Origin of the sequence: Streptomyces sp. IMTB 2501 (assembly GCF_001953885.1) — a bacterium.
Lineage (GTDB): Bacteria > Actinomycetota > Actinomycetes > Streptomycetales > Streptomycetaceae > Streptomyces.
Map to the genome: position 1 here is coordinate 51563 of NZ_MQUS01000002.1, position 21699 is coordinate 73261.

A 21699-nucleotide genomic window follows, 5' to 3' on the forward strand; every position below is an offset into this window, starting at 1 on the left:
GCATCTTGCGCTTGCCGCAACATCCGTCCGCAGCCTACAACTCGACCATGACCTCGACCACGTACACCTCCCGCGTCTTCCCCCTCGAAGCCATGGACGTGCCCGGCGGCACGGAGACCATCCTGCGCGGTGGCCGGCACCTCTTCGCGCTGCTGCCGAAGGCCTTCGCCGGCGTCCGCCGGATCGGCGTGCTCGGCTGGGGCCCCCAGGGCCGCGCCCAGGCCCGCAATCTGCGCGACTCCCTCGCCGGCAGCGGCATCACGGTCGCCGTCGGCCTGCGTCCCGGCTCGGCCTCCGCCGCCGACGCCCGCGCCCACGGCTTCACCGAAGCGGACGGGACCCTCGGCGACTGGCTCGCCGTCGCCGCCGGCAGCGACCTGGTCCTCCTGCTCCTCGCGGACGCCGCGCTGGCCACCCACCACCAGGAGATCTTCGCCGCGCTCCGGCCCGGCGCCGTCATCGGCCTCTCGCACGGCTTCCTCCTCGGCCATCTGCGCGCGACCGGCGGCGACTTCCCGGCCGGCCACGGCGTCATCGCCGTCTGCCCCAAGGGCATGGGCGACTCCGTACGCCGCCTCTACGAGCAGGGGGCGGAGGTCAACGGCGCCGGGATCAACAGCAGTTTCGCCGTGCACGCCGACCCCGACGGCCGGGGTACCGACCTCGCCCTCGGCTGGTCCGTCGCGCTCGGCTCGCCGTACACCTTCCGCACCACGCTGGAGAGCGAGTACCGCTCCGACATCGTCGGCGAGCGCGCCATCCTGCTCGGGGCCGTGCACGGCATCGTGGAGAGCCTGTACGGCCGGTACCGGCTCGCCGGGGACGACGCGGTGACCGCCTACGAGCGCTCGTGCGAGAACATCACCGGACCGATCGCCCGCACCATCTCGCGGTCCGGTCTGCGCGCCGTGCGCGACGACCTCGACCCGGCGGGGCGGGAGGTCTTCGACCGGGCGTACGCGGCGACGTACGGCGCGGCCCGCGAACTCGTCGCCGAGATCTACGACGAGGTCGCCGACGGCACCGAGCTGCGCAGCGTGATCCTCGCCGAACAGCGGCTCGGCGCCCGGCCGATGAGCCGGATCGGCGGCTCCCCGATGTGGGCGGCGGGCGAGCGGGTGCGGGCCCGCCGCGCCGCACGCCCGCTGCCCGTCGAGCCGTTCACCGCGGGCGTCTTCGTCGCCACCATGACCGCCCAGATCGACGAGTTCGCCGAGCGCGGGCACCCCTGGTCCGAGATCGTCAACGAGTCGGTCATCGAGGCCGTCGACTCCCTGCTGCCGTACATGCACGCCCGCGATGTGGCCCACATGGTCGACAACTGCTCCCGCACGGCCCGCCTCGGCGCCCGCCGCTGGGGCCCGCGCTTCCAGGCCGCATACGAGCAGATCGCCTACCCGGCCGCCGAACTCCCCGCAGCCTCCGCCCTGTTGACGGCGTTCACCGAACACCCCGCGCACGAGGCCCTGGCCGCGGCGGTGAAGCTCCGCCCGTCGGTGGACATCTCGGTGGGCTAGTGCCCCAACAGGCGACGTTCGCCCCGTCGCGACGCCCGGCACGCCCTCGCGCCGCACCGGCCGAAAGCCCATGTACGCCCGCTCATCGGGTACGGCTTCCGGCCCGGCCGAGCCCGCCGATACAGCGTGGTGGCGGAGAGGGCAGGATTCGAACCTGCGTGGGCCCCTGGGGGCCCGACCTTGAGTCGAACTCGCTGGTCCCCGATCAACCGCTCCGGGCACCTCTCCTCGCTCCCGGCCGCCGCTCCCGCGCCGCCGTTCACATGGAATACGGTGCCACTCCGCACTGACACGGGCCTGACACGCGGCTTACGGCGGCCGTGGGGGGCCATCGCATACTGCGCCGCCACCGACCTCGCCACGGCCCGCTCACGCCCAGTCGGCCGCGAACGCCCGCCCCGGATGCTCCCTGAGGACCCGGTCCACCAGCTCCGCGCCCAGCGCCTCTTCCAGCCTGGGCCGCACCCGGCGCAGCAGGTACGGCATCCCCGGCCCGCCGTCCACCGACCGGGCCCCGGCGACCACGGTGTCCCCGCCGAGCAGCAGCCGGTCGCCGAACCCCGCCTCCGCCAGGGCCCGCACCGCTTCCGGCATCCGCCAGTCGGTGGCGTGCTGGGCGCGGGAGGGCCCGTCGAAGGCCAGCCAGCAGCCGGACGCGGCGGCCTCCCGCTGTACGACCGGGTCGGGGAAACGGTTCAGATGGCCCAGGATCACCCGGTCAACGGGCACGCCCAACTCACCGCACAGCAGGTCGAGTACGTCCAGCGCGCCGGTGCCCAGCTCCAGGTGCACGGCGACCGGCGCCCCGGTGGCATGGTGCGCCTCGGCCGCCGCCGTCATGGTCCAGCGGGCGTGCCCGTCGAGCGCGTGAAAACCGCCCGCCACCTTGATCAGGCCGGCGCGCACCCCCGTCGCACCGATGCCGTCGGTCAGCTCGGACACGAACACCTCGGCCAGCCGGCCGCGCAGCGAACCGAGCAACTCCGGTTCGTAGTGGGCGGCTTGGTGCAGCCCGGTGGCGCAGACCAGCCGCACTCCGGTGGTCCGGGACAGCTCCGGCAGGTCCGCCGCCCGCCGTCCCATGCCGTACGGCGTCCACTGCACGACGGCCGCTCCGCCCGCCGCCCGGAACGCGGCCAGCTCGTCCCGCGCCGCCGGTACGTCGTCCAGCTCCTGGCCCGGCAACTGGCGGCTGCGCAGGAAGAGATGGTCGTGCGCGTCGCACACCCCTAGCTCCGCCGGCCGGATGTCGCCGAGGACCGTGCGGACGCGGCTCACCACTGCCGCCCGCGCGGGAGCCGGTCCCGGCCGGGTGCGGACAGGTGCAGCACCTGGTAGACGTCCCCGTCGGCCTTCGGCGTGTCGTGCTCCCAGAGCGAGAAGTGGACCAGCTCCCAGGCGCGCGTGTCCACGGCGGCCGCCGCCAGCACCGCACCGTCCTCGGCCGCCAGCCGCCCCGTCTCGGCCACCGCGTCCGCCATGACGGTGGCCAACTCCACTCCCTCCGGCACCGATCGGCGCCGCCGCACGGTGTACGCGGGCGTGGACCCGGTGGCGGCGCCCTCCTCGAACGCCAGGCCGCTCCACTGCCGTATCGCCGGACGCCCGAAGTCGTCCACGGGCCTCTGGAAGGCGCCTCCCCACAGGAAGGTGTTCATGCCCTCCACGGTGTTCCAGAGGTAGAACGGCCCGTACTGGTTCGCCGGCGAGCCGTGCTCCCCGCGCTCGCGCAGCAGGTACGCCTTGATGCCGAGGCCGTCCCAGTCGTCCAGCAGATGCCCGACGCGGGCGACACGGGAGCGGATGACGCCCATGTCGTAGTCCGCGGGCAGGGTGAACTCGTACTGCATGGCGTGCATGTTGTACTTCCCTTCTCGGGTCTCAGGCGGTCCGGGGCGCGAGCAGGGCGAGCAGACCGCGGACGCCGGCGTCGAAGGCGGCCGGGGAGCCGGAGGCGCGGGCCAGGACATAGCCGCCCTGCACGGTCGCGAGGACGGTCGCGGCGATCTCCCCGCCGTCCAGCGAGGCCGCGAACTGCCCCTGTCGCTTGCCCTCTTCGACGATCCCGGCGATCCGCTCCCGGATCCACGCGATCGTCTCGTCCACCGGCGCGCGCAGCTCGTCGCTGGTGATCACGTCCGGATCCATGGTCAGCCGGCCCACCGGGCAGCCGCGCAGCACATCACGCTCGCGCAGCAGATACGCCTCGATCCGCTCGTACGGCGTGCCCGGACCACCCAGCGCCCGCTCGGCGGTGGCGCGCAACTCCTCGGCGGTGCGCCGGATCGCCGCCAGGGCCAGGTCCGGCTTGCCCTTGAAGTGGTGGTACATGCTGCCCTGGCCCGCGCCCGCGCGTTCCAGGATCGCCTTCGGGCTAGTGCCCACGTAACCGCGCTCCCACAACAGCTCACGGGTGGACTCGATCAGTCGTTCCGAGGTGCTCATGCACTCACTGTACATACTAGTAGTTACACTCCGCCAGTCCGAACCCCGCCAGTCCGCACTCCGCGAGTCCGTACGGAGCAGTGCGCCGCCCACGCCGTACTCCCCGGGAGGTACCCGCACTGCCGCCGGCCGCACGACGACCCGGACCCCCTGCCGGAGGGAGTCTCGTGGCATCCCCGAAGGCGACGAAAAAAGACAGACGAAAAAAGACAAGGGAGATGACCCGAGATGCAGACCCTGGCGAGTTGGAACGGCGGGCCCGGCCCGTGGATCCTGTTCTTCCCGCTGATCTGGGCGGCCGTCGTGATCGGCGCCGTCACCGTGCTGCGCCGCACCGGCCGGCGCGGCCGCGGCGGCCCCTGGCGGCCCATGGACGGCGGGCGCCCCGCGGGCGACTCGCCGCTCGCCGTGCTCGGCCGCCGCTTCGCCTCCGGCGAGATCGACGAGGACGAGTACTGGCGCCGACTGTCCGTCCTGGACGAGCAGTTCGGCCGCGCCGGCAAGGGAGGCGCGGCATGACCACGACGACCGCACTGCGGGCCGCCGCCCGCGTGGTCGACGCGGTGAAGGTGTACGGCGGTGGCGACACCGCCGTACACGCCCTGGACGGCGTCGACGTCTCCTTTCCCGCCGGACGCTTCACAGCGATCATGGGCCCCTCCGGCTCCGGCAAGTCCACCCTCATGCACTGCGCGGCCGGCCTCGACACGCTCACCTCCGGCGCCGCCTACATCGGCGACACCGAACTCGGCGCGCTGGACGACCGGCGGCTGACCCAGCTGCGCCGCGACCGGGTCGGCTTCGTCTTCCAGGCGTTCAACCTGGTTCCGACGCTGACCGTCGCGGAGAACATCACGCTCCCCCTGGACCTGGCCGGCCGGCGCGGCGACCGGGAGTGGATCGACGCCCTCATCGACGTCGTCGGGCTGCGCGACCGGCTGCACCACCGGCCCTCGGAGCTCTCCGGCGGACAGCAGCAACGCGTCGCCGTGGCACGGGCGTTCGCCGGGCGGCCCGAGGTGGTCTTCGCCGACGAGCCGACCGGAAACCTGGACTCCCGCTCCGGCGCGGAGGTCCTCGGCCTCCTCGGCTCCGCCGTGCGGGAGATGGACCGTACGGTCGTCATGGTCACGCACGACCCGGTGGCCGCCGCACACGCCGACGAGGTGCTGTTCCTCGCCGACGGACGGCTGGTCGACCGGATGGAGGCGCCGACCGCGGACCGGGTCCTGGACCGCCTGAAGGCCTTCGAGGTGCGGACATGAACGCCTCGCTCCGGCTCAGCCTCACCTCCCTGCGCGCGCACCGGCGCCGGTTCGCCGGCACCTTCCTCGCCGTGTTCCTCGGCGTCGCCTTCCTGACCGGCACCCTCGTCATGGGTGACACGCTGCGCGCGAGCTTCGGCGGCATGTTCGGCGAGGCCACCAGCGGCACGGACGCCGTCGTACGCGGCGCCGACGCCATCACCGCACCCGGTGAGGCCCAGGGCGTACGACGGCCGGTGGACACCTCGCTGGCCAGGACCATCGAACGGGTACCCGGCGTGGCGGCCGCCGCACCGAACATCCAGGGCGCCGGCCAGCTCGTCGGTTCCGACGGCAAACCGGTGGGCGGTCAGGGACCGCCGACGCTCGCCGGCAACTGGATCACGGACACCCACCTGAACCCGTACCGGCTGGCCGAGGGCCGCGCGCCCGCGAAGCCGGGTGAGGTCGTGGTGAACCGGGGTGCCGCGAAGAAGGGCGGCCTGAAGATCGGTGACACCACCACGCTGCGTACTCCGGACCCGGTACGGGTCACCCTCGTCGGCCTCGCCACCTTCGGCGGCCAGGACGGCATGGCCCAGGTGACGTTCACCGGCATGACCAGGGCCGACGCCGAGAAGTACCTCACCGCGCGACCCGGTCAGGCCGCGGCGATCGACGTGCGGGCCGGACCCGGAGTGAGCCAGCGGGAGCTGGTGCGGCGGCTGACTCCCGTGCTGCCCGCGGGAGTCGAGGCCATCACCGGTCAGCGGGCGGCGCAGGAGAACACCGACATGGTCTCCGGTCAGTTCCTGACCATCTTCACGACCTTCCTGCTCGTGTTCTCCGGTGTGGCCCTGCTCGTCGCCACCTTCTCCATCCACAACACGTTCGCCATCGTGGTCGCCCAACGCACCCGCGAGAACGCCCTGTTGCGGGCCCTCGGCGCGGCCCGCCGCCAGGTGACCGCCGCCGCGCTCGCCGAGGCCTGTCTCGTCGCGCTCACCGCGTCCCTCGCCGGACTCGCGGGCGGCATCGGCATCGCCGCCGGCCTGCAGGCGCTGTTCCCGGCGATCGGATTCCCGTTCCCCGACGGCGACTTGGTGATCAAGACCCTTTCGATGGTGCTGCCGCTCGCGGTGGGCATCGTGGTCTGCCTCGGCTCCGCGCTGTCGCCGGCCCGGCGTGCCGGACGTACCGCGCCGCTCGCGGCCCTGCGGGAGACAGCTGTCGACACCTCGGGCGCGTCCCGCGCGCGTGCCATCGCCGGAAGCGTCCTGGGCGCCCTCGCGCTCGCCGCGACCCTCGCCGGTGTGTTCGTCACCCCGTCGGTCTGGCTGGCGGGACTCGGCGCGCTGCTCGCCCTGGCGGCCTTCGTCGTCCTCGGCCCGGTCGCCGCGACGACAGCCGTACGACTGCTGGGCGCCCCCTTGGACCGGCTGCGCGGTGTGACAGGCGGGCTGGCCCGGCGCAACGCCCTGCGCAGTCCGAAGCGGACGGCGGCCACCGCGAGCGCGCTGATGATCGGCGTGGCCGTGGTCTCGCTGTTCACCGTCTTCGGCGCCTCGCTCAAGGCCACGATGGACCAGACGGTGTCCCGGTCCTTCGCCGGTGACGTCGCCGTCAGCAGCCCGTCCTTCGGCGCGGGCGGCAGTGGACTCAGCCCCCGGCTCGCCCCCGCCCTGCAGCGGCTGCCCGAGGTGGACACGGCTGTGGGGCTGGGCCGCGGGGTCGCCGAAGTGAACGGCAGGGGACGGGCGTTGACCGTCACCGATCCAGTGGCACTCGCCCACACCTTCGACCTCGGTACGGTCACCGGCTCACTGCGGGACCTCGGCGCGGACGGCATCGCCGTCACCCGGACGGAGGCCGACCGACAGCATCTGCGTACCGGCGACACCGCGCGCCTGACCTTCACGGACGGCAGGAGCGAGAACTTCACCGTCCGGGCCGTGTACGGCCAGTCGCAACTCGCGGGCGACTACGTCGTCACCCGCGCCGCCTGGGCCCCGCACCGCACCCAGGACGCCGACTCATTGATCGCCGTCACCTTCAAGCACGGGGTGAGCGCCGACGCGGGCAAGGCGGCGGTGCGGAAGGTCGCGGCGCGGTACGGCAACCCCGAGGTGCAGACCCGCGACGAGTACGCGCAGTCGTCGGCCGGCGGCATCGACATGATGCTCACTCTCGTCTACGCGCTGCTCGCCCTCGCGGTGGTCATCGCCCTGCTCGGCATCGCCAACACCCTGACCCTCGCGCTGCACGAACGCACCCGGGAACTGGGCCTGCTGCGCGCCGTCGGCCAGACCCGCGCCCAGCTGAGGGCCATGGTCCGCTGGGAGTCGGTCCTGGTCGCCGCGTTCGGCACGGTGGGCGGGCTCGGGCTCGGCGCCTTCCTGGGCTGGGTGCTGGTGAAGGCGTCCGACGGCGCGAGCGACACCGCGTTCGCCTTCGCGCTCCCACCCGCCCGGCTCGCGGTGGTCGCCCTCGTCGGCCTCACCGCCGGCGCCCTGGCGGGCCTGCGCCCCTCCCGCCGAGCGTCCCGACTGGACGTCCTCCGGGCCATCGCAACGGAGTGACACCCCGCCGAGAGCGCGCACTCGCCGGGCCGTGTTCGACCGCCGCGCGAGTGCGGGCCGGTTGTGGCGGGTCGCGCAGTTCCCCGCGCCCCTGGGGAACTGTGCTGCCGTCGGTTTCGAGGCGCCGTTGCCGTGCGGAGTGGCTGGGCTGTGCGGGGCCGTGTGCCGGTGCGGGTCCGTTGTGGCTGGTGGCGCAGTTCCCCGCGCTCCTTGGGGAACTGCGGTGCCGTCGGCTGTGTGGTCCCGCCGTCGCTGGTGAGCGAAACCCCCCGCCGCGCCTGGCCGAGGTCACCGCCCGGTCAGCCAGGAACGGCCGACCGGGCGGGAGCCTGTACCCCGGACACGGCGGGAGCATGCGCCACGCTTGCAACCGGTGCCGCGGCACCGACGGGGGTCCCGGCGCGTACCGGAGTCCCGGCGGGCACAGGAGCGACAGGTAGCGAAGCCGCGGCCGACACCGGCGCCGATGCCGCCACGGGCACCGTGGACCGTACCGGGACCGGCTCCGGCCGTGGCTCCGTCGTACGGCGCGGGGTGTGAGCCGGATGCGGCCGTGCCACCGTCGGCGCAGACAGCGTGAACCACACGACCTTGCCGTTCTCGCCGTCCGGCCGGGCACCCCAGCTCTCGCTCACCGCCGCCACCATCGCGAGCCCCCGCCCGCAGGTGGCGAGGGGTGCGGCCGCCAGGAGGTGCGCGGCGTCGGCCAGCACCGGCAGTCGCGGATCGTGATCGCGCACCGAGACCGTGAGCCGGTCCGGCGCCAGCTCCAGCTCGACCGTGCACGACTTGTCGGGCCTGGCGTGCCGGTGCACATTGCTCAGCAGCTCCGTCACACCGAGCGCGGCCCGGTCTATCAACGGGTCCATATGCCAGTAACGCAACTGCGCAGATACGATTCTGCGGACCTGGCCGATCCGCGACGGCAGGGCTTGGAGCTCCACCGTGCAGTGCCTGCTTGGGTGACTGATCACGGCTGCGACTCCCCGATGTAGAGGTCCGAAGGGACCGGAAGAACACGGAGAACAACGGATCCAGCAGGGTGCTTGCGTCCAGACAGCCGCCTGCTGCCATGGCCGGCGGGCTGGTTCGCAGCGTTATCGCCGGTAAACCCAGAGTGACGTGTGACCAGCGTGACCCAGGGGATGCGCTCCCGCAACTCGCCGCGACGGTCCGCTGTCAGGAGTACGCCACCGGGGTGATCCCGGCCGGCTGCCGTAGGCCGGTCAGCCGCCGCGGTTGGCGGCCCGGCGCACCGCCTCGATGAAACGCCGCGCCGCGGGCGGACCCGGCTCGCCCGGAGCGGGGTCCTGCTCGCCCAGCGTCAGCTGGTACCGCTTGCCGTTGATGTCGGCCAACGCCTTGTCGTCCGGCCCGAACCACGGCTTGGACGCGCGCACCGCCTGCACCGGGGCACTGTCGATCTCGCTGCCGTAGCTGGTGAGCAACTCCACCCTGCCGTCGTTGATCCGGACCTGCCCCGCGCGGGTGAGCGAACGCATCCGCTTGCCGATCCGCACGCCCGAGGCTGTGAACTCCGGCTCCGCCATCCCTCGCCGCCCCCTTGCCCGTGTGCTCCCGCGATCCAGTGTGCGCCCCCGTAGGGCCTGTCCGACGATTCCCGTCTGCCCCGCGGTGTCCGGCACGCACGCTCGCAGCGTCGCCGAATCGCCCACGCTGCGATCGCACGCGCCGGACGCCACGGGGCCCGCCCTATGGTCGGACGACGGGAATCGTCGGACAGGCCCTCGGAACGACCGCTCCGTCGCGTGCAGTCTGCCCCGATGCGGCCGGAAGCACCAGTGCACGTGGAGTGCGTACCGCAGTCGCCCGGAGTACTCCCGCCAAATGCGCCCCCAACGTCCCCGCAGGGCTGTGCCACAGGGTGGCTTTGGGGGGACCAAAGATGCGTTTATGCAGGTGGGAAGCGGTGTCAAAGATGCCTATGCTCGAGATGCCGGGCGCGTGAGGCGTCGTCGGCGCCCAGCGTAAGGAGCACCGTCGTGAGCACCACCCACCAGAGCAGACCCGGCGCCACCCTCGACGTCGACCGCAGTGACGCCGCCTATCGTGACTGGCTGAAAGAAGCCGTCCGAAAGGTGCAGGCCGACGCCAACCGGTCGGCGGACACGCACCTGCTGCGCTTCCCGCTGCCCGAGCACTGGGGCATCGACCTCTACCTCAAGGACGAGTCGACGCACCCCACCGGCAGCCTCAAGCACCGCCTCGCCCGCTCCCTCTTCCTCTACGGTCTCTGCAATGGCTGGATCCGGCCCGGCCGCCCGGTGATCGAGGCGTCCAGCGGCTCCACCGCCGTCTCCGAGGCCTACTTCGCCAAGCTGATCGGCGTGCCCTTCATCGCGGTCATGCCGCGCACGACGAGTGCCGAGAAGTGCCGACTCATCGAGTTCCACGGCGGCCAGTGCCACTTCGTGGACGACTCCCGGAAGATGTACGAGGAGTCGGCCCGCCTCGCGGTGGAGACCGGCGGCCACTACATGGACCAGTTCACCTACGCCGAGCGGGCCACGGACTGGCGCGGCAACAACAACATCGCCGAATCCATCTTCCGGCAGCTGGAGTTGGAGCGCTTCCCGGAGCCGGCGTGGATCGTCGCCACGGCGGGCACCGGCGGCACCTCCGCGACCCTCGCGCGCTATGTCCACTACATGCAGTACGACACCCGTATCTGCGTCGCCGATCCGGACAACTCCTGTTTCTTCGAGGGCTGGACCACCGGCGATCCGGACGTCACGTGTGACTGCGGCTCCCGGATCGAGGGCATCGGCCGGCCGCGCATGGAGCCGAGCTTCGTGCCCGGCGCGATCGACCGGATGATGAAGGTCCCGGACGCGGCGAGTGTCGCCGCCGTACGCGCCCTGGAGGGGGCCATCGGCCGCAAGGCGGGCGGCTCCACGGGCACCGGACTGTGGAGCGCGCTGAAGATCGTCTCCGAGATGGTGGCCGAGAACCGCCGGGGCAGCGTCGTCACCCTGCTGTGTGACCCGGGCGACCGCTATCTCGACAAGTACTACTCCGACGCCTGGCTCGCGGAACAGGGCCTGGACATCACGCCGTACGCGACGGCGATCGACACGCTCCTGGCGACGGGTGTGTGGCCGCACTGACCCGGCCCCGCCTCTTCGGCGGCCGTCGCCCGACGGGAGGGTGACAGGACTGTGTGGGTTTGGTGACGTCTCAATCCGGCTTGTGAGCAAGCTGGTTGTGTCTGAGTGACTGATAAGATCATCCCACTTTTCAGTGGGCTGACGGCGTGTCACGTTGCGCGCCTGGGGGACAGTCGCAAAGCCACCATCGCGCTCAATTGCTCCTGGCGCGATGCGACTTGAAGAGAGTCTCATGACGTCATTGACCCAGGATCCACTGCTGTGGATCTTGCTGGTGGTGCTCATCGCTGCGGTCGTCGCAGTGATGCGGGCCCGGAGAACCAATATGGCGCTCCGAAGAACGAGGAAGGATCTGGAGACAGGACTGAGCGAGGCCCGCGGCGATGTCGGTCAGCTCCACACACACATCGCCGCGCTGACCGCACAGCAACAGCGCGACCTCGCGGACGTACGGGCGGACGCCGAGGCGGCGACCAAGGCGGTGCTGAAGTCCGCGATGGGAACGCTGCAGTCGCTCGCCGAGGAGCAGCAGGTCCTCCTGGACAGCCTCCTGAGGAAGTACGGCGACACCACGGAGGTCCTGGCCGACCTGATGTCGGTCGACCACACCGGCAGCCAGTTCGGCCGCCGCGCCAAGGGCATCTCCGTGCTGTGCGGCGGCTGGCTGGGCCGGCGTGACGGCGCCGCCACGGTCTACGACGTCGCGCGCAGCGCCCAGGGCCGGATCAAGGACTTCAACCGGGTCAGCGTCCACTCGCAGGTCAACGTCTCGCTCGTCGGCAAGGCGGTCGAGCCGGTTGCCGTCGTGCTGGCGGAGGTGCTGGACAACGCGACGAACTACAGTGCGCCCGGAACGCCCGTCGAGGTCAACATCCAGGCCGTACCGACCGGTGTGTGCTTCATCGTGGACGATGCCGGTCTGGGCATGGACCAGGAGACCAAGGACCGGGCGGCGGCGCTGCTCACCGTCGACGGTCCCGTCGACATCACCGGTCTCGGCGATCCGCCGCGGTTCGGCTTCGCCGTGTGCGGCATGCTCGCCGCCCGCTACGGCTTCGCCGTCTCCGTCGGCTCCGTGTCCCCCTACGGCGGAGTGCGTGCAGTGATTCGTGTGCCCGAAAACCTTCTCGCGGCCGACGTTCCTTCCCCTCCGGCCGACGCCCAGATCCCCGCAGGCCCGGAGGAGGTACCCCAGAGGCTGGCGTCGGTTCCGGCCGTGGGCCCCTCGCACGTGGTGGGAACGACCCAGGGAGGTCTGCCCAAACGGCGCAGGCGCAGTGGCCCGGTCACGGTGGTCCCGGCCCTCGACACCGCCGGCCAGGAGCGAACGGCCGAGCCGGACAGCGAGGTCACGGCGTCGCGGCTCGGGGCGTTCGCGCGCGGTACACAGCTCGGGCGCACCACGAACACCACGGAAGGATCTGACAACAAGTGAAGATCGACCTGTCCTGGGTGCTGAACGACGTGCTGGAGGTGCGTGGAGCCCGGCACGCGGTCCTCGTCTCGGGCGACGGCCTGCTGCTGCAGCGCTCCGACGACATCGCGCGGGACGACGCCGAGACGAACGCCGCCGCGATGAGTTCGATGCAGTCGCTGAGCCGTGCCGTCGCGGGGTTCGTGGGAGCGGGACACGGGATCTGGAAGCAGACGCTGCTGGAGTACGACGACGGCTGGATTTTTCTGATCGCCGCAGGTCAGGGCTCATATCTCGCCGTCTCGGCCGCGCTGGACGTGGACATGGAGGCCATGTCGTTCCGGATGCAGAAGACGGTGGCGGGCCTGAGCAAGGCGATGAGCGTGGCGCCGCGTTCGGACAGCGGTGCCGGAGCATGACGAGGCCCGGCGAGGAAGCATCCGTCACCAGCGAATTCGTCCGCTCCTACGTCATCACCGGCGGTCGGAGCCTGCCCGCCTCGGATGACCTGGCGCTGCACACCCTCGTCACCCTGGCTCCCGAGCGGACCCCTCCGCTGGGAGCCGGCCCCGAGGTGATGGCGATCTGGAAGCTGATCGCGGGCGGCTACCTGTCGGTCGCCGAGGTGGCCGGCCACGTGGGACTGCCGGTGGGGGTGGCCCGGCTGCTGCTGACCGATTTATTCGAGCAGGGCCACCTCCTGCGCCGCGCCGAGCCACCCCGGGCTCAGAACGTTGACAGAGCGACCCTCGAGAAGGTTCTGAATGGACTCCAATCCCTCATCGGCTGAGACGGCCCCTGGATCCATCTACGTCTCCAGCGCGGTGACCAACGCCGCCAAGATCCTCGTCGTCGGGCACTTCGCGGTGGGCAAGACGACCCTCATCGGCTCGCTGTCGGAGATCACCCCGCTGCGGACCGAGGAGAAGATGACACAGGCGTCCCTCCATGTGGACGACCTCAGGGGCGTGACGGACAAGACCACCACCACCGTGGCCCTGGACTTCGGCCGGCTGACCCTCAGCGACGAACTCGTGCTGTACCTGTTCGGCACCCCCGGACAGCAGCGCTTCATGCAGCTGTGGGAGGACATGGCCCGCGGCGCGCTGGGCGCGCTCCTCCTGGTCGACCCCGCCCGGCTGGAGGAGACCTTCCCGGTCATCGACCTCGTAGAGGGGTACGGCCTTGAGTACGCCATCGCGGTCAACAGCTTCGCGCAGGGCAGGGTGTACGAGGAGGCGGAGGTGCGCGAGGCGCTCGACCTGCTCCCGGACACCCCCGTCGTCTACTGCGACGCCCGCGACCGGCAGTCCTCCGCCCACGCGCTGATAGAGCTCGTGCGTCACCTGCTCACCCGAGCCGCCTGACACCCCCATCCCCGCCGGACCATCGGCCCGGAGCCAGCAGAAGGAACCCCATGGACCGCCAGTCAGCCCCCGCCTCCGCCGCGGCCAGATGCCCCATGCACGACACGTCGTTCGCCGTCGACCCCCACCAGGTCTACGACCGGTTGCGCGCCCACGGTCCGGCCGGACCGGTCGAACTCGCCCCCGGTATCGACGCCACGCTCGTCGTCGGCCATGAGACGGCCCTGCGCGTGCTGCAGAACTCCTCGCTCTTCGCCCGGGACGCCCGCCGCTGGAAGGCCCTGAACGAAGGGCGGATCGGACTGGACCACCCGGTGCTGCCGATGATGGCGTACCGGCCCAACTGTCTGTTCACCGACGGCGCCGTGCACCTGCGGCTGCGCAAGGCCGTCACGGACAGCCTGGCCCGGCTCAACATCACCCGAATACGGCGCGACGTCGAGCCCCTCGCCGACTACCTCATCGACCAGTTCAGCGAGCGAGGCCGGGCCGACCTTCTCAACGACTACGCCAAACTGCTGCCGCTGCTGCTGTTCAACAAGCTCTTCGGCTGCCCGGCGGACATCGGTGACACCCTGACCACCTCGATGTCGGCGATCTTCGACGGCAAGGACGCGCTGCGCGCCAACGAGGAACTCACCTCCTGCCTCATGGAGTTGATCGCCCTCAAGCGCCGCCGGCCCGGCGACGACGTGACCTCCTGGCTGATCCAGCACCCCGCGGGTCTGACCGACGAGGAACTCAAGGACCAGCTGGTCATGCTGATGGGCGCCGGAGTGGAACCCGAGCGCAATCTGATCGGCAACGCCCTGCTCCTGCTGCTGTCGCCCGACACCAGCGGACGTGACTCCGGGCTGCTGATCGAGGAGGCGATCGATCACGTGCTGTGGAACCAGACGCCGATCGCCAACTATGCCACCCACTACCCGGTCCAGGACGTGGACCTCGGGGGAGTGGTGGCCGAGGCGGGCACACCCGTCGTCATCAGCTTCGCCGCGGCCAACAGCGATCCCGCGCTGGCCGAGGCCCGCCGCAAGCACAGCAAGGGCGCCCACCTGGCCTGGGGAGCCGGCCCGCACGCGTGCCCGGCCAAGGACCCGGCGCAGGTCATCGCCGTCACCGCGATCGAGAAGCTTCTCAATGCCCTGCCCGACCTGACCCTGGCTGTCCCGGAGAAGGACCTGGACTGGCGGCCCGGCCCGTTCCACCGGGCGCTGGTCGCGCTGCCCGTGGCCTTCAGCCCGACACCGGCCACCCGCATGGCCTCCGCGGTGCAGGGCCGTACCGCCCCCGCCGCGGCGGAGCAGCCGCTCCCCACGGCACCGGTGGCCGCCGCCCGTCAGGAACCGGCCAGAAAGAAGGGCTTCTGGAGTACGTTCCTGGACATCTTCCGGGTGTGATGCCGCGGAGTTCTTCCGCGGCGGATGTGCGGCATGTGTGGACTTCTTCCGGGACTGGTGTGCGGCATGTGACGGGAGCAACACTGACGGGCGCATGGCGAGGGAGAGGGGAAGGGTAGGTTCCGGCGGTATTCCGGTAGCGCCCAGCCACAGAGGAGCTTCGCGTGACCGCCGTTGGCGTCATACGCGGTACCACCACAGACCGCCGAGCCGTCATCCCCCTCCTTCGTCGCCTCCGTTCCGGCGAAGGGCAGGCCAACCCCCTCCCCGTCTGGGACGAACTGCGCGCACTGGGCGAGGTGGTGCCCGCTCCCTGGGGCGGGTACTTCGTGACCGGATTCGACACCTGTAGCCAGATCCTGCGTGGCCGGGACTGGCTCGTACCGGACTTCGCCTGGCAGGAACGCCGGCCCGACGCGGCCCGCTGGCAGGACCCGGCGACCCGGGAGATGACGCGGACGCTCTCCCGCCTCAACCCGCCCGAGCACACCTTCCGGCGCCGCGCCCTCGGCAACCTCTTCGACCGCGGCACCCTGGAGGCCATGCGGCCTCGCGTCGAGGACCATGTCACCCGGCTCCTGGACCGCCTCGGCTTAGCGCTGCGTACCCATGGCGAGGCCGACTTCGTCACCACGGTCGGCGACCAACTGCCCATCCACACCGTCGGCCAGTGGCTCGCCATCCCGGCCGAGCACTACCCCCGCATCCTCGACTTCACCCACCGTCAGGTCCACGCCCAGGAACTCATCCCCACCAGGAGCGAACTGGCCGTCTCGGCCCAGGCCACCCTGGAGATGAAGGGCTTCTTCACCGGCCTCGTCGCCCACCGCCGCGCCCACCCCGGCGACGACGTCCTCACCGGCTGGATCCGCTACTGGGACGCCCAGTACCCCGGTGACCGGGCGGCGGCGGACCAGATGCTCTACGACCTGACGATGTTCATCACCATCGCCTCCCTGGAGACCACGGCGACCCTGCTGACCAACGCCGTGTGGTTCCTGACCCAGGACCCCGCCCGGGCCGACCGGCTGCGCCGGCACCCCGAGGACCTCGACGACGCGATCGACGAGGTGCTGCGCTACGACCCGCCGATCCACCTCAACTCCCGCTTCGCCGCGGACGACACCGTCCTCGCCGGCGTGCCCGTCGCCAAGGGCACCACCGTCCACGTCCTCTACGGCGCCGCCAACCACGACCCGCGGCGCAACCCGGACCCCCACACCTTCGACATCCACCGCAAGGGAGGCCACCTCACCTTCGGCGGCGGCGCCCACTACTGCCTCGGCACGGCCCTGGCCCGCCTGGAGGCGAGCCTTCTGCTCACCCAGCTGCTGGAACGATTCCCCACCCTGCGGCCGACCGCGGGGCCGACCTACGCGAACCGGATGGTCTTCCGGCGCATGACTTCCCTGAGAGTGACGACATGACTGCCCTCCCCCTGACGACCCTCCCGGCCGAAGCCGTCCGGCGGACCCTGCGGACCCACCGGGAGGGCCCGGTTCTCACCATCGAGCTGAACAACCCCGAGCAGGGCAACGCGGTGACCGATGACCTGCTGGACGACCTCCTGGCGGTCCTCCAGGACCAGGACCCGGCGGTCCGGGTGCTCGTGCTCGCCGGGAGCGGCGACGACTTCTGCCTCGGCGGGGACCGCAGCGAGTTCACCCGGCAACTCGCTCACGACCCCCTGGGCAGTGACATCCGTATGACGGGGATCAAGGCGCGGCGCGTCTGCGACGCCCTCACCACGAACCCGGCCGTCACCATCGCGCGCGTGCACGGCAAGGCCATAGGGGCCGGTTTCGCCCTGGCGCTCGCCTGCGATCTGCGGGTCGGCTCCGAGGACGCGACCTTCCGTCTCCCGGAACTCGCGCTCGGGCTGCCCACCGCGTGGGGCGGTCTGCTGCCCCGTCTCATCAGCGAGGTCGGTGCGGCCCACGTCCGCGAGATCGTCCTCACCGGCCGGGCCGTCACCGCGGCGGAAGCCCAGTCCCTGTCCATCCTGCAGCGGGTCGTCCCCGCTCAGGAGCTGGACGCGGCCGTCGCCGCCTGGGCCAAGCCCATCGTCCGCCGTCCCCGGTCCGCCCTGCGTGTCACCAAGACACTGCTCAACTCGCTGTCCTCGGCCTCGCGTCTGGCCGACGTCTCCGCGCTGGACGCGGAACTGATGGCCGCGGTCGTGACCGAGGCACACCACGGCCGCGGAGCCTACTGATCACCGCTTCCTGACGACGGCTTCGCCAGGCGCCGGTCCAAGGCCGTCACCGCGTCACGGAAGGCGCGCCCCAGGCCCGCCCGGGCCAGATTGAGGACGAACCGGAACGGCGCCGCCCCGTCGGCGGCGAAGGTCCACTGCACGAGGGTGCCGGTGCCGTGAGGAGTGAGGCGCCACTGCTCGACCAGGGCACGGGCGCCCGGCGCGTTGGTGGTGTCGACGCGGTAGGCGTACACCTCGGGCTTCTTCGCCACGAGGACCGTCTCCGCGAACCGTGTACCGCCCATGAGCCGGATCTCCCGCCCGGCGCCGCCGTCGGTGGCCCGGGCGAGCGTCACCGCCGAGAACCACTGAGTCCAGCCGGGCACGTCCTCCGCGAGCGCGTGGAAGACCTGCTCGGGGGACGCTGACATGTTCCGCGCGAAGACCAGACGGACGGGCGCGGCCCCGACGAAGTCGAGGTCCACCGGGTGCAGACGACGAGCCATGGACGTAACCCCCTTGTGCCCCTCCCGCAGGGCGGTCGACCGGGCGGCCCACGATAGCTGACGGTCCCTCAGATGTCTGTGTCGTCTTCCCCGGGCTCGCCCGCCACCATCACGCGCAAGTGCTCCGAGATCTCCGCGCGCGCCTCGGCCGGCAGGCCGGCGTCGGTGACGAGCGTGTCCACCTGCTCCAGCGTGGCGAACGAACTCAGGCCCACCGTGCCCCACTTGGTGTGGTCGGCGACCACCACGACCCGGCGCGCGGAGTGCACCAGCCGCCGGTTCGTCTCCGCCTCCGCGAGGTTCGGCGTGGACAGACCGGCCTCGACCGATATGCCGTGCACCCCGAGGAACAGCAGGTCGAAGTGGAGGGCGGCGATCGCCTGGTCGGCCACCGGCCCCACCAGCGAGTCCGACGGGGTGCGCACCCCGCCGGTCAGTACGACCGTGGCCGCGCCCTGTCGCTGGCCCGAGGTGCGCTGCGCCGCGTGGAACACGTCCGCGACCCGCACCGAGTTCGTCACGACGGTAAGATCGGGTACCTCCAGCAGGTGCTGGGCGAGCGCGTACGTCGTCGTACCGCCGGACAGGGCGATCGCCGTGCCCGGGGTGACCAGCCGGGCGGCGGCCCGGGCGATGTCCTCCTTGGCCGTCAGCTCCAGACCCGACTTGGCCTCGAAGCCCGGCTCATGGGTGCTGGCCTCGACCACGGGCACCGCACCGCCGTGCACCTTCTCCAGCACACCCTGGCGGGCGAGGGCGTCCAGGTCACGGCGGACGGTCATGTCCGACACGCCGAGCTTGCGGGTCAGTTCGTTGACGCGCACCCCGCCCCGGCGCCGGACCTCGTCGACGATCAGGGCGCGACGCTGCTCCGCGAGGAGGTTCTGATTCTCGCTCACGTACGCTCCGGTCCTTTCGCCGTCATCCGTCCGACACCTCCGCACACCGCCTCCGACCAGGAGGTACCGTCCGTCCGGAGATGCGCGGGCGTCCCATCCTTTCACGGGTCGGTAGGGGTTGCGCCACCACCTGTCACGACGCGCACATGCCACTCCCGCCCCCGCCGTCCCGGCCACCGTCACACGAATCGGGGAGATCCCGTGACGAGAGGTGTACATGACCACCGGAGAGGAGAGCCTGAAGCCCGCATCGACACATGCCTTCGGTGCCTCTCGGGGGTGCGAGAACAGTGAACCGCGCACAGGAACGCGCTGCCGGACAGCGGGCCGACAACGATGCCGGGCCGGAGCCCGAGCTGGAGTTGCTGGTGCACGGGGTGGGCGGGACCACTCCCGAGAAGATGCTCGGCGATCCGCGGACTGTCCGCGTCACCGGTGACGACACGGCCGCCGTCTTCCGGCGCGCCGAGGACGCCGGAGCCGGGGAGGGCCCGCGCGACGAGCCAGTCCAGGAGGCGTACGTCTGGTGCAACCTCACCTCCGGTGACAGCAGCCGCGCCCTGTGGCTGGTGCTGCTGCCGTTCATGGTGGTCAACCTCGCCCACTGGATGCGCCCCGCCGCCCCCGGCCGGCAGCGCGCCGTCCGCCTGTACGGCCTCCTCGTACGGCTGGCCGCCCTCACCCTGACCGTGCTGCTGGTGGCCGCCGCGTGCGAGGTGGCCCTGGACCTGGTCGCCTGGCAGTGCGCCGGCGTCCACGCCTGCACCCGCCGTCACTCCTGGCTGACCTTCCTCGCCCCGCGGGCGTCCGTCACCCCCGGCGGGCACGACAGCTGGTGGAGCCTGCCCGGCCGCCGGCTCGCCCTGGCCGCACTGGTGCCGACCGCGCTGACCTGCCTGCTCTGGTACCTGTCGCACCGCACCTGGAGCGCGTACGAGTCCCACCGGCCGCTGTCCCACGACCCCGAACCGGACACCGACGGCAGCGCACTGGCCCTGCCCGGCTTCTGGTACGGGCGCCGCATCGTGGCCCGGCTGCGCGCCGCGCACACCGCCGCGGCCCTGCTGACGGTCGCCGCCGCCGTGGCCACCCCGGCGGCCCGCCTCGACCACCGGCCCGGCGGCCCCGCCGCCCTGAACGTGCTGAGCTGGCTGCTCACCGTGGCCCTGCTGGCCTGCGCGGCGGCAGCGGTGACCGTCGTCTGCCGCCGGGGCCGCAGCGAGAACGAGCTCGACCAGCAGCTCGACCGGCATCTCGTCCGCGGACTGCCGCTGGGCGCGCTCGTATTGCTGCTGCTCACCGTGGTCTACGCCGGCTGGGCCCGGCCCGGCTGGCGGTCCACCGGGCGGCTGGCGGGCGACCCGGCCTTCGGCGCCCTCATGCTGGCCCAGGGGCTGCTGGTCGTCGCGCTCGCCGTGGTGGCCCGCGACCTCTACCGCCGCAGACCCGATCCACGCGCCGGGATGCGCGGCCTCAGCGGACCGGCCGTCGCCCTGCTCGCCTGCGCGCTGGGCGGTGTGATGTCCGGCGGGGTCGCCCAGCGCGTCGCCGACTGGCTGGACGGCACCCACGCCCTGCTGCCGGGGCCGCCGGTCCTGCTGACCTGGCAGGCGTCCACCATCCCGCCGGTCCTCGCCGCCCTGCTGGTCCTCGCCGCCGGGCTCGGGATGCGCACCGCCCGGCTGGCCCGCGCCGAACGCGACCGGGTCCGCCACGAGCATCCCGGCGAACCCGAGGACCCTGGCCGTACCCGCACCATCGCCCAGGTCCGCGCGCTGGCCACCCTCACCGACCGGGCACCCCTCGTCGTCGCCGTGCTCGCCGCCACCACCCTGGCACTCGGAGCCGTCGCGCTGGCCGGTGCCCTGGCCACCGGGAAGACACCCGACGCAGCCGCCCGCCGCACCTACGACGCCGTACAAGCCGTCGCCGAGACCTCGCAGGCGCTGGGCTCCTGGCTGGTCGGCCTCGGCTTCGTACTCTTCGTGACCTGGGGCCGGCGCGCCTACAAGGACGCCTCGGCGCGCCGCACGATCGGCATCCTCTGGGATGTCGGCACCTTCTGGCCGCGTGCCGCGCACCCCTTCGCACCGCCGTGCTACGCCGAGCGCGCCGTGCCGGACCTGACCTGGCGCATGGCCACCTGGACCCAGTGCACCGGGGGCCGCCTCGTGCTCTCCGGCCACTCCCAGGGCAGCGTCCTCGCCGCGGCGGCCGCCTGGCAGCTGCCCCCGTCCGTCTGCGGCCGGATCGCGCTGCTCACCTACGGCTCCCCACTGGAGCGCCTGTACGGCCGCTGGTTCCCGGCCCACTTCGGACCGCCCGCGCTCGCCGGCCTGCACCGCGACGTCGCCTGCTGGGGCAACCTCTACCGGCTCACCGACCCCATCGGCGGCCCCGTCCGCGTCGCCGACGACACCACGCCCGAGGTCGACCACGCCCCTCTGAGGGACCCGCTCGCCTACGGCCGCACGCCCGCGCACCCCCTCCCCGCCCCCATCCTCGGCCACTCCGACTACCAGGCCGACCCAGCCTTCGCCCGGGAGCGGACCGGCCTGCTGAGCCGCCTGCGCCCGGCCCTCCCGGGACCACGCACCCAACCGGACGCACCGAGCGCGGGCGGGGGCAATGCCGGCTAGGCCGTGTGCTCGACGTACTCGATGACGGCCCCGCCCGCGTGCCGTACGGTCGCGTTGCGGCCGGTGGGGACCTCGTTCGGGCCGTCGAGGAGCTCTCCGCCATGGGCTGTCAGGAGCGCCCCCAGTCCGTCCAGGTCGTCCACGAGCACCGTGCTCTGCACGGCGCGGAACGGGGCGAGGGCCTGCTCGCTCCCCGCGACGAGCAGGAACCCGCCGATGCTCGCGACCTCCACACCGTCGTGGGAGAACCGCGTGCGGACGTCCTGGCCGGTCAGCTCGCGCAGGGCGGGCAGCGCCTCGTCCAGGTCGTCCACATAGAGCCGGGCGAGCGTCGCCAGTGCCTTCATACCGGATTCCCCCCAGG

Annotated in this window: 21 protein-coding genes and 1 tRNA gene; 13 read left to right on the top strand and 9 right to left on the bottom strand. The window is 72.1% G+C overall.

The genetic code is table 11. The features are described from left to right. The first annotated feature begins 47 nt into the window (after positions 1-47). A complete protein-coding gene (locus AV521_RS04415; RefSeq protein WP_076083724.1) occupies positions 48-1517 on the top strand; it encodes a ketol-acid reductoisomerase in 1470 nt (489 codons plus the stop codon). A gap of 130 nt (positions 1518-1647) precedes the next feature. Here AV521_RS04415 and AV521_RS49080 read toward each other — a convergent pair. From AV521_RS49080 to AV521_RS04430, 4 genes are all read right to left on the bottom strand, one after another. Then, a tRNA-Arg gene (locus AV521_RS49080) sits at positions 1648-1745 on the bottom strand. A gap of 141 nt (positions 1746-1886) precedes the next feature. Then, positions 1887-2795, bottom strand: a complete 909-nt coding sequence (locus tag AV521_RS04420; protein ID WP_076084671.1) for a phosphotriesterase — start codon at positions 2793-2795, stop codon at positions 1887-1889. Continuing rightward, entirely contained in the window at positions 2792-3376 is a 585-nt protein-coding gene (locus AV521_RS04425) for a DUF4865 family protein (protein WP_076083727.1), read from the bottom strand. Before AV521_RS04425 ends, AV521_RS04420 begins: the two co-directional genes overlap by 4 nt. A gap of 22 nt (positions 3377-3398) precedes the next feature. After that, the gene (locus tag AV521_RS04430; RefSeq protein ID WP_256725432.1) at positions 3399-3962 is read right to left on the bottom strand and encodes a TetR/AcrR family transcriptional regulator; all 564 of its coding nucleotides are present in this window, start codon (positions 3960-3962) and stop codon (positions 3399-3401) included. 228 nt (positions 3963-4190) lie between these two features. Here AV521_RS04430 and AV521_RS04435 point away from each other — a divergent pair, with 228 nt between their 5' ends. The 3 genes from AV521_RS04435 to AV521_RS04445 are packed head-to-tail and all read left to right on the top strand — an operon-like array spanning position 4191 to position 7785. Then, on the top strand, positions 4191-4481 hold the full coding sequence (locus AV521_RS04435) for an SHOCT domain-containing protein (RefSeq protein ID WP_076083733.1): 291 nt from the start codon (positions 4191-4193) through the stop codon (positions 4479-4481). Beyond that, the gene (locus AV521_RS04440) at positions 4478-5227 is read left to right on the top strand and encodes an ABC transporter ATP-binding protein (protein WP_076083736.1); all 750 of its coding nucleotides are present in this window, start codon (positions 4478-4480) and stop codon (positions 5225-5227) included. The genes AV521_RS04435 and AV521_RS04440 overlap by 4 nt, the downstream gene beginning before the upstream one ends. Beyond that, positions 5224-7785, top strand: coding sequence for an ABC transporter permease (locus AV521_RS04445; protein ID WP_076083739.1), 2562 nt, complete (start codon positions 5224-5226; stop codon positions 7783-7785). Before AV521_RS04440 ends, AV521_RS04445 begins: the two co-directional genes overlap by 4 nt. 299 nt (positions 7786-8084) lie before the next feature. Here the strand turns inward: AV521_RS04445 and AV521_RS04450 are convergent, their stop codons facing one another. Continuing rightward, positions 8085-8759: an ATP-binding protein gene (locus tag AV521_RS04450; protein ID WP_179022837.1), complete on the bottom strand. Its 675-nt coding sequence runs from the start codon at positions 8757-8759 to the stop codon at positions 8085-8087. Between the two features lie 252 nt (positions 8760-9011). After that, positions 9012-9335: a hypothetical protein gene (locus AV521_RS04455; protein WP_076083745.1), complete on the bottom strand. Its 324-nt coding sequence runs from the start codon at positions 9333-9335 to the stop codon at positions 9012-9014. Positions 9336-9788: 453 nt separating this feature from the next. On the opposite strand from AV521_RS04455, the gene AV521_RS04460 reads away from it, so the two are divergent. From AV521_RS04460 to AV521_RS04500, 8 genes are all read left to right on the top strand, one after another. Further along, positions 9789-10913, top strand: coding sequence for a PLP-dependent cysteine synthase family protein (locus AV521_RS04460; protein ID WP_076083748.1), 1125 nt, complete (start codon positions 9789-9791; stop codon positions 10911-10913). A 232-nt stretch (positions 10914-11145) separates the two neighbouring features. Beyond that, positions 11146-12348, top strand: coding sequence for an ATP-binding protein (locus tag AV521_RS04470; RefSeq protein WP_179022840.1), 1203 nt, complete (start codon positions 11146-11148; stop codon positions 12346-12348). Continuing rightward, positions 12345-12746, top strand: coding sequence for a roadblock/LC7 domain-containing protein (locus AV521_RS04475; RefSeq protein WP_076083751.1), 402 nt, complete (start codon positions 12345-12347; stop codon positions 12744-12746). The genes AV521_RS04470 and AV521_RS04475 overlap by 4 nt, the downstream gene beginning before the upstream one ends. Next, a complete protein-coding gene (locus tag AV521_RS04480) occupies positions 12743-13117 on the top strand; it encodes a DUF742 domain-containing protein (protein WP_076083754.1) in 375 nt (124 codons plus the stop codon). The genes AV521_RS04475 and AV521_RS04480 overlap by 4 nt, the downstream gene beginning before the upstream one ends. Further along, positions 13092-13694, top strand: coding sequence for an ATP/GTP-binding protein (locus AV521_RS04485; RefSeq protein ID WP_076083757.1), 603 nt, complete (start codon positions 13092-13094; stop codon positions 13692-13694). Before AV521_RS04480 ends, AV521_RS04485 begins: the two co-directional genes overlap by 26 nt. Positions 13695-13789: 95 nt before the next feature. After that, positions 13790-15094, top strand: coding sequence for a cytochrome P450 (locus tag AV521_RS04490; protein ID WP_076084679.1), 1305 nt, complete (start codon positions 13790-13792; stop codon positions 15092-15094). Between the two features lie 164 nt (positions 15095-15258). Beyond that, a complete protein-coding gene (locus AV521_RS04495; protein WP_076083760.1) occupies positions 15259-16521 on the top strand; it encodes a cytochrome P450 in 1263 nt (420 codons plus the stop codon). Then, on the top strand, positions 16518-17309 hold the full coding sequence (locus AV521_RS04500) for an enoyl-CoA hydratase/isomerase family protein (protein WP_076083763.1): 792 nt from the start codon (positions 16518-16520) through the stop codon (positions 17307-17309). Before AV521_RS04495 ends, AV521_RS04500 begins: the two co-directional genes overlap by 4 nt. On the opposite strand, the gene AV521_RS04505 is transcribed toward AV521_RS04500, so the two are convergent. Both AV521_RS04505 and AV521_RS04510 read right to left on the bottom strand, forming a co-directional pair. After that, on the bottom strand, positions 17303-17797 hold the full coding sequence (locus AV521_RS04505; RefSeq protein ID WP_076083766.1) for an SRPBCC family protein: 495 nt from the start codon (positions 17795-17797) through the stop codon (positions 17303-17305). The two genes, AV521_RS04500 and AV521_RS04505, sit on opposite strands and share 7 nt — an antisense overlap. A 68-nt stretch (positions 17798-17865) precedes the next feature. After that, positions 17866-18696, bottom strand: a complete 831-nt coding sequence (locus tag AV521_RS04510) for a DeoR/GlpR family DNA-binding transcription regulator (RefSeq protein WP_076083769.1) — start codon at positions 18694-18696, stop codon at positions 17866-17868. Between the two features lie 290 nt (positions 18697-18986). Between AV521_RS04510 and AV521_RS04515 the strand changes: the two genes are divergently transcribed. Further along, complete coding sequence (locus AV521_RS04515) at positions 18987-21335, top strand: hypothetical protein (RefSeq protein WP_076083772.1); 2349 nt, start codon at positions 18987-18989, stop codon at positions 21333-21335. On the opposite strand, the gene AV521_RS04520 is transcribed toward AV521_RS04515, so the two are convergent. Further along, the gene (locus AV521_RS04520) at positions 21332-21682 is read right to left on the bottom strand and encodes a VOC family protein (RefSeq protein WP_076083775.1); all 351 of its coding nucleotides are present in this window, start codon (positions 21680-21682) and stop codon (positions 21332-21334) included. The two genes, AV521_RS04515 and AV521_RS04520, sit on opposite strands and share 4 nt — an antisense overlap. Positions 21683-21699: the final 17 nt, after the last annotated feature.